The 7199-nt window shown below is 69.1% G+C and carries 8 protein-coding genes; 2 read left to right on the top strand and 6 right to left on the bottom strand.

Annotation, left to right across the window (positions count from 1 at the left end; genetic code table 11):
• The 6 genes from ACTJK8_RS15510 to ACTJK8_RS15485 all read right to left on the bottom strand — a co-directional run.
• Window positions 1–226, bottom strand: a 226-nt coding sequence (locus ACTJK8_RS15510; protein WP_440762135.1) for an ABC transporter substrate-binding protein, incomplete at its 3' end; no start/stop codon positions are given.
• 49 nt (window positions 227–275) lie between these two features.
• Window positions 276–644, bottom strand: a complete 369-nt coding sequence (locus tag ACTJK8_RS15505; protein WP_041372610.1) for a DUF6867 family protein — start codon at window positions 642–644, stop codon at window positions 276–278.
• A 5-nt stretch (window positions 645–649) separates the two neighbouring features.
• Entirely contained in the window at window positions 650–1447 is a 798-nt protein-coding gene (locus ACTJK8_RS15500; protein ID WP_012319220.1) for an ABC transporter ATP-binding protein, read from the bottom strand.
• Complete coding sequence (locus tag ACTJK8_RS15495) at window positions 1444–2331, bottom strand: ABC transporter ATP-binding protein (protein WP_440762134.1); 888 nt, start codon at window positions 2329–2331, stop codon at window positions 1444–1446. The genes ACTJK8_RS15500 and ACTJK8_RS15495 overlap by 4 nt, the downstream gene beginning before the upstream one ends.
• Window positions 2331–3725 (bottom strand): high-affinity branched-chain amino acid ABC transporter permease LivM, encoded by a 1395-nt coding sequence (livM, locus tag ACTJK8_RS15490; RefSeq protein WP_012319218.1) that lies wholly within the window; start codon window positions 3723–3725, stop codon window positions 2331–2333. The genes ACTJK8_RS15495 and livM overlap by 1 nt, the downstream gene beginning before the upstream one ends.
• Window positions 3725–4642 (bottom strand): branched-chain amino acid ABC transporter permease, encoded by a 918-nt coding sequence (locus tag ACTJK8_RS15485; RefSeq protein WP_012319217.1) that lies wholly within the window; start codon window positions 4640–4642, stop codon window positions 3725–3727. The genes livM and ACTJK8_RS15485 overlap by 1 nt, the downstream gene beginning before the upstream one ends.
• A 242-nt stretch (window positions 4643–4884) precedes the next feature.
• Here ACTJK8_RS15485 and ACTJK8_RS15480 point away from each other — a divergent pair, with 242 nt between their 5' ends.
• Window positions 4885–6165: a dicarboxylate/amino acid:cation symporter gene (locus ACTJK8_RS15480; RefSeq protein ID WP_076728328.1), complete on the top strand. Its 1281-nt coding sequence runs from the start codon at window positions 4885–4887 to the stop codon at window positions 6163–6165.
• Between the two features lie 124 nt (window positions 6166–6289).
• On the top strand, window positions 6290–7195 hold the full coding sequence (locus tag ACTJK8_RS15475) for an amino acid ABC transporter substrate-binding protein (RefSeq protein WP_440762133.1): 906 nt from the start codon (window positions 6290–6292) through the stop codon (window positions 7193–7195).
• The last annotated feature ends 4 nt before the right edge of the window (window positions 7196–7199 follow it).

Here is a 7199-nt window from a genome sequence, read left to right as displayed (position 1 = left end):
TCGGGTCGGAGGCGTCGTCGCCGACCGTGACGGTCAGCGTCGTGCCCTTCAGCGTCCCGGCCTTGTTGAGGTCCTCGACCGCCTGGCTCGCACCGTTCTTGAGCTGCGCGCCGATGGCGGCGCTGTTGCCGGTGATCGGCGCGGCGACGCCGAGCTTGACCTCGGCGGCCTGCGCGGCCGCCACCATCGCGCCGAGGGCGAGCCCGGCCAGCAGAATCGATCTCATCGCGTACTTCCCCTAGATGTCAGGACCGCACGTGCGGATCCGGCCGCACTCATCGGACCTCGCCGGCCGCGGGCGCCCGCGCGCGCCATGTCAGCGGTGAGGTCTTCTCGTAGAGCCAGCGGTACTGGCTCGTCATCTGGCGCGTCCGCGTGTAGCGGAAGCCCGCCGCGCCGATGATCATGACGACGACCGCGTCGACCGCATAGTAGTGCAGCGACAGCAGGGTGCCCGAAAACAGGGCGTAATGGATGAAGCGCACGGCGGCTGCCACCAGGAGCAGCGCCAGGGCGCATTGCCAGAACGGCCGCCAGCCCCGGGCGATGCCGCGGGCCGCCATCCAGCCGGCCCAGCCGCCCATGACGACGGTCACAAGCAGGAACAGCCAGGCCGACGGCTCCTCGTACAGGATCCCCTGCAGCATGCTCATGTCCCGACCGGGCCGGCATGGCCCCCTTCCAGATAGGCGGCCTGAACGTTCGGATCGTCGAGCAGCGCCCGCCCGGTCCCGCTCATGGTGACCCGGCCGTTGACCAGCACGTAGCCGCGATGGGCGAGCTTGAGGGCGTGGTAGGCGTTCTGCTCGACGAGGAAGATCGTCATGCCGTCGGTCCGGTTCAGCTCCCGGATCGCGTCGAAGATGCCCTTCACCACCAGGGGCGCGAGGCCGAGGGACGGCTCGTCGAGGAGCAGCAGCCGCGGGCGGCTCATCAGCGCCCGGGCGATGGCCAGCATCTGCTGCTCGCCCCCCGACATGGTGCCGGCGCGCTGGTTCAGGCGCTCCTTCACCCGCGGGAACAGGGTGCAGACCTTCTCCAGATCCTCGGCGAAGAAGCGCCCGTCGTGGAGCGCGGCGCCCATCTGGAGGTTCTCGTAGACGGTCATGCGCGGGAAGACCCGGCGCCCCTCCGGCGACTGGGCGATGCCGAGCCGGGCGATGGCGTGGGTCGGCAGCCGGGTGATGTCGCGCCCGTCGTAGGTGATCGTCCCCGACCGCGCCTGCGGGCTGCCGAAGATCGTCATCATCAGGGTCGACTTGCCGGCGCCGTTGGCGCCGATCAGCGTGACGATCTCGCCCTCGGCGACGTCGAGATCGACCCCGCGCAGGGCGGCGACGCTGCCGTAATAGGTCGAGACGTCGCGCACCGCGAGGAGCGGCGGCTTCTTTCCCGCCTGGATCGCCCGGGTCTCCTCGACCAGGACGTTGATGCCGGCGACGCTCATGCCGAGGCTCCCGTATGGGCGTCCGCGTGCGGCACGGTGATCCCGACCTCGGCCTCCACGGCCTCGACCTCCTCGTCCTCGACGCCGAGATAGGCGGCGATCACCTTGGGGTCGCTGCGCACCTCGGTGGGGGAGCCATCGGCGATCTTCACGCCGTAATCGAGCACGACCACGTGGTCGGAGATCTCCATCACCACCGACATGTCGTGCTCGATCAGCAGCACCGAGGTGTCGTGCGCGTCGCGGATGTGGCGCAGGAGGCCGTTCAGCTCGGCCGATTCCCGGGGGTTGAGGCCGGCTGCCGGCTCGTCGAGGCAGAGCAGGACCGGGTCGGTGCACATCGCCCGGGCGATCTCCAGGCGCCGCTGGGCGCCGTAGGGCAGGGCGCCCGCAGGATCGTCCGCCCGCGCCATCAGGTCGATGCGCTCGAGCCAGGCCTTCGCCCGCTCGATCGCGGCGTCCTGCGCGTCCCGGTAGGTCCTGAGACCGAGAAGCCCCAGGATCGTGTAGCCCGACGCGCGCATCAGCGGCGCGTGCTGGGCGACCAGCAGGTTCTCCAGGACGGTCATGCCCTGGAACAGGCGGATGTTCTGGAAGGTCCGGGCGACCCGCGCGGTGCGGTTGACCTTGTGGTTGGGAAGCCGCTCCAGCAGATGCGACGTGCCGTCGGCGTGCGCCAGCGTCAGCATGCCCTCGGTCGGCTTGTAGAAGCCGGTGATGCAGTTGAACACCGTGGTCTTGCCGGCCCCGTTCGGGCCGATCAGCGCGGTGATGTCGCCGCGGCGTGCCTCGAAGGACAGGTCGGAGACGGCGGTGAGGCCGCCGAACCGCATGGTCAGGTGCTCGACCGTGAGCACCGGCGGGGGGAGAGGTGACGTCGCCATCAGCCGTGCCCCTCGCTGACGTGGGCGCCCGAGACCGCGCGCCGCTGGCCCAGCGACACCGACGGCATGCGCTCGGAGATCAGGCCGCGGGGTCGCCAGACCATCATGGCGACCATGGCCAGCCCGAACAGGAGCAGGCGGTACTCGCTGGGGTCGAAGCCCTCGCCGAACACGGCCTTCAGGAAGCCGAGGTTGCGCAGCATCTCCGGGCCGCCGACCATCGCCACCGCGGCTATGGCGACGCCGACCTGGCTGCCCATGCCGCCCAGCACCACGATCGCCAGGATGATGGCGCTCTCGAGGAAGTTGAAGCTCTCCGGGCTGATGAAGCCCTGGCGCACGGCGAAGAACGAGCCCGCGAAGCCCCCGAAGGCCGCGCCCAGCGCGAAGGCCGTGAGCTTCGTGGCCGTCGTGTCGATGCCCAGCGACCGGCAGGCGATCTCGTCCTCGCGCAGGGCCTCCCAGGCCCGCCCGATCGGCAGGCGGCGCAGGCGCAGGGTGACGAAGTTGGTGATCAGGGCCAGCGCCAGAATCAGGTAGTACAGGAAGACGAGGCGGTGCATCGAGTCGTACGGGATGCCGAAGGTCGCCGCGAACCCGCCCTCGCCCGCCGTGAACGGGATGCCGAAGAAGGTCGCCCGCGGGATCGACGAGATGCCCGCGCCGCCGCCGGTGACGTCGGTCCAGTTGATCAGGACGAGGCGGATGATCTCGCCGAAGGCCAGGGTGACGATGGCGAGGTAGTCGCCGCGCAGGCGCAGCACCGGGAAGCCGAGGATCATCCCCCACAGGCCCGCGAACAGGCCCGCCAGCGGCAGGCAGACCCAGAACGACAGGCCGAAGGTGGTCGAGAGCAGCGCGTAGGAGTAGGCCCCCACCGCGTAGAAGGCGACGTAGCCGAGGTCGAGGAGGCCCGCGAGGCCGACCACGATGTTCAGGCCCCAGCCGAGCATCACGTAGGTGAGGATCAGGATGCCGAGGTCGATCCAGTAGCGGGCCGAGGACAGGCCGCCGGTCGCCAGCGCGGAGATCATCGGCAGGGTCAGCGCGACGAAGATGAACAGCCAGAGACCGACCTTCGAGGTCTTCTGCCCGGCGTCGGGCTCGCCGTGCACCGCCTCGGTGGCTTGGGCCGGGGCGGGGGTCAGCGCCCGCCGCGCGTCGCGGCGGAGCAGCACGAGGCGCTGGACGAGGCGCAGCACGAAGATCGCCGCGCAGAGCGCCGCCACCAGCCCCCAACGCGGCACCAGCACCAGCTCGGTCCCGGGCCCGGGATCGGTGCGGAAGGCGATGATCGGGACGCAGAGGCCGAAGGTGACGAGGGCGTAGAGGGCGGCGTCGCGCAGGATGCCGGCCATCGCGGAGCCGGGGAGAGCGTTCTGCGAGGCGGCCATCAGACTTTCTCGACCTCGGGCCGGCCCAGGATGCCCGACGGCATGAAGATCAGCACGATCGCCAGGATCGAGAAGGCGGCGACGTCCTTGTACTCGATGGAGAAATAGGCCGACCAGAAGGTCTCGATCAGGCCGATGATCAGGCCGCCGAGCACCGCCCCGGGCAGGGAGCCGATGCCGCCGAGCACCGCCGCCGTGAAGGCCTTCACGCCGGGCACGAACCCGTCCGAGAAGGACACGACGCCGTAGTACATGAGGTAGAGGACGCCCGCGACGGCCGCGAGCGCCGCGCCGAGCACGAAGGTCAGCGAGATCGTGCGGTCGACGTCGATGCCGAGCAGCGCCGCCATCTTGCGGTCCTGCTCGCAGGCGCGCTGCGCCCGGCCGAAGGGCGTGCGCTGCACGAGGTACCAGAAGCCGGTGAGCAGCACGGCGGTCACCGCCATGATCAGCACCTGCTTCCAGGCCAGGAACACCGCGTAGCCGTCGCGCTCGAACAGGGTGATGCCGCCCGACAGCATCGGCGGGGTCGGCTTGTTGCGCGCGCCCTGCACGACCTGCACGAAGTTCGACAGGAAGATCGAGACGCCGATCGCCGAGATCAGGGGCGCCAGCCGGAACGAACCGCGCAGCGGCCGGTAGGCCACCCGCTCGATCGCCCAGCCCCACAGGGCGGTGAGCGCCATGGCGACCACCAGCACCACCAGGAAGGCCAGCGCGATGGAGCTGACCCCGAGCCAGACCGTCAGCAGCAGGAAGGTGATGAGCGCGATGAAGCAGGAGACCATGAACACGTCGCCGTGGGCGAAGTTCACCATGCCGATGATGCCGAACACCATCGTGTAGCCGATCGCGATCAGGCCGTAGATCGAGCCGAGCGTCAGCCCGTTGATGAGCTGCTGTACGAAGACGTCCATGAACTCTCGCGCGCAGGTTGCTTGGGCCGCCTACGGAGAGCGCAGGCAGCTTGGCGGGGCAAGTCTCGTACCGCAGCCGTAGCACACCGGCCACAGGTTTCATCGCCGCCCGAGCGTCGCGTGAAAACAGTCGACCACGCCAGTAACGCCCCCTGGTCGGGCTTGCGTGTGGCGCAGTTCCTGCGACACGTTAACGAATTGCAATGCTCGATCATCCCGGGCCCGTGCGAGGAGCAGTACCGATGGCAGGGTCGCGACTCACGACGATGATCTTCGTCGGCATGCTCCTCGGAATCGCCGTCGGCTACGCCTGCAGCATCACCTGGCCCGACCCGCAGACCGCCAAGGAGATCGCCGGCTACATCGCGCTGGTCTCCGACGTGTTCCTGCGGCTGATCAAGATGATCATCGCGCCGCTGGTCTTCTCCACGCTGGTGGTCGGCATCGCGCATCTCGGGGACACGGCGTCGGTCGGCCGGGTCGGCGGCAAGGCGCTGCTCTGGTTCGTCGGCGCCTCGTTCTGCTCGCTGATGCTCGGCCTCATCATGGTCAACCTGATGCAGCCCGGCCACAACCTGAACCTGCCGCTGCCAGATGCCGGGGCCGGCACCGGGCTCAAGGCGGCCTCGCTCTCGCTCAAGGAGTTCGTGACGCACCTCGTGCCGAAGAGCGCCGTCGAGGCGATGGCCAACAACGAGATCCTGCAGATCGTGGTCTTCTCGATCTTCTTCGGCGTGGGCCTCGCCGCCCTCGGCGAGAAGGGGCGCCTGCTCGCGCAGGGCATCGAGGGCGTCGCCGACGTGATGCTCAAGGTGACGGGCTACGTGATGATGTTCGCCCCCGTGGCGGTGTTCGCCGCCATCGCGGCGACCATCACCACGCAGGGCATCGGCGTGCTGATCACCTACGGCAAGTTCCTCGTGGAGTTCTACATCGGCCTCGGCGTGCTCTGGGTGCTGCTGATGGGGGTCGGCTTCCTGATGCTCGGGGCCGGCGGCATCGCGCGGCTGTTCAACCTGATCAAGGAGCCCTTCGTCCTGGCCTTCTCGACCGCGTCGAGCGAGGCGGCCTACCCGAAGATGCTGACGAACCTGGAGAAGTTCGGGGTGCCGAACCGCATCACGTCGTTCGTTCTGCCGATGGGCTACTCGTTCAACCTCGACGGCTCGATGATGTACTGCACCTTCGCGGTGATGTTCATCGCGCAGGCCTACAACATCCCGCTGAGCTGGGGCCAGCAGCTCACGATGCTGCTCCTGCTGATGGTGACCTCGAAGGGCATGGCCGGCGTGCCGCGCGCCTCGCTGGTGGTGATCTCGGCGACGCTGTCGCACTTCAACATCCCGGAGGCCGGGCTGCTGCTGATCATCGGCATCGACCAGTTCCTGGACATGGGGCGCTCGGCCACCAACGTGCTGGGCAACAGCGTCGCCACCGTGGCGGTCGCCAAGTGGGAGGGACAGCTCACCGCCACCGACCAGCGGCTCGACCATGTCGGCACCATGGCTTCGCCGGCGGAGTAGGGGCCGGTCCGGGGAAATCTGCGCGCGCCGGGATGGCGGGCGCAGGAAGGCCGCTCTCATGAGCGCTCTCACGGGTGCCCGGAATCGCGGCGTGGCTTGTGCGGTGCCCTTCGGAGGCCGAGTGATGACGATGCGACTCGTCGCGGTTGTGGCGCTGGCGCTGGCGGCGACGCCTGCCTCCGCCGTCGAGGTGCTCACCGGGACACTCAGGAGCGTCGCCGAGCGCGGGGAGATCGTCCTAGGCTACCGGGAGAGCTCGGTGCCGTTCTCCTTCGTGGAGGGCAAGCAGCCGGACGGCAGCCCCCGCCCGATCGGCTACGCCATCGACCTCTGCGGCGAGATCGCCGACGACGTCCAGGCGGCGATCGGCCGGCCCGTGAAGATCCGCTACGCGCCGTTCACCGCCGAGACGCGCATCGAGGCGGTGACCTCCGGCAAGATCGACCTCGAGTGCGGCTCGACCACCGCCAATGCCGAGCGCCGCAAGCAGGTCGCCTTCTCGCCCGTGGACTACATCAGCGCGACGCAACTGCTGGTGAGGCGCGGATCGGGCATCGCCTCCTACCGGGATCTCGGCGGGAGGACAGTCGTGGTGACGGCCGGCACCACCAACGAGAAGGCCGTGCGCGACCAGCTCGCCCGCCTGAAGATCAACGCGCAGGTGGTGACCGCCCCAGACCATGCCGCCTCCTACGCGATGGTGAAGGCCGGCAAGGCCGACGCCTTCGCCACCGACGACGTGCTGCTCTACGGGCTGATCGCGACGGACGCGAAGGACGGAGCGGACTATACGGTCCTGCCCGACAAGCTCTCCTACGAGCCCTACGGCATCATGTTCCGCAAGGACGACCCGGAACTCGCCGGCCTCGTGCAGCAGACCTTCACCCGGCTCGCCGAAACCCGGGCGCTGCGCTGGACCTACGAGCGCTGGTTCCTCAAGCGGCTGCCCAACGGCGAGCGCCTCGACATCCCGATGTCAAACGACTTGCGGGTGAGCTTCCAGCTGATGGGCCTCGACGGGGGCGAGTGACCGG

The sequence above is a fragment of the Methylobacterium sp. 22177 genome, assembly GCF_052045615.1.
GTDB classification, from domain to species: domain Bacteria; phylum Pseudomonadota; class Alphaproteobacteria; order Rhizobiales; family Beijerinckiaceae; genus Methylobacterium; species Methylobacterium radiotolerans.
This window is presented reverse-complemented; position numbering and strand designations above follow the sequence as displayed.

Bases quoted from the DNA above. Each gene is read 5' to 3' on its own strand.
- ACTJK8_RS15480 (WP_076728328.1), top strand. From the start codon at position 4,885: ATGGCAGGGTCGCGACTCACGACGATGATCTTCGTCGGCATGCTCCTC.
- ACTJK8_RS15495 (WP_440762134.1), bottom strand. From the start codon at position 2,331: ATGGCGACGTCACCTCTCCCCCCGCCGGTGCTCACGGTCGAGCACCTG.
- ACTJK8_RS15475 (WP_440762133.1), top strand. From the start codon at position 6,290: ATGACGATGCGACTCGTCGCGGTTGTGGCGCTGGCGCTGGCGGCGACG.
- livM (WP_012319218.1), bottom strand. From the start codon at position 3,725: ATGGCCGCCTCGCAGAACGCTCTCCCCGGCTCCGCGATGGCCGGCATC.
- ACTJK8_RS15485 (WP_012319217.1), bottom strand. From the start codon at position 4,642: ATGGACGTCTTCGTACAGCAGCTCATCAACGGGCTGACGCTCGGCTCG.
- ACTJK8_RS15500 (WP_012319220.1), bottom strand. From the start codon at position 1,447: ATGAGCGTCGCCGGCATCAACGTCCTGGTCGAGGAGACCCGGGCGATC.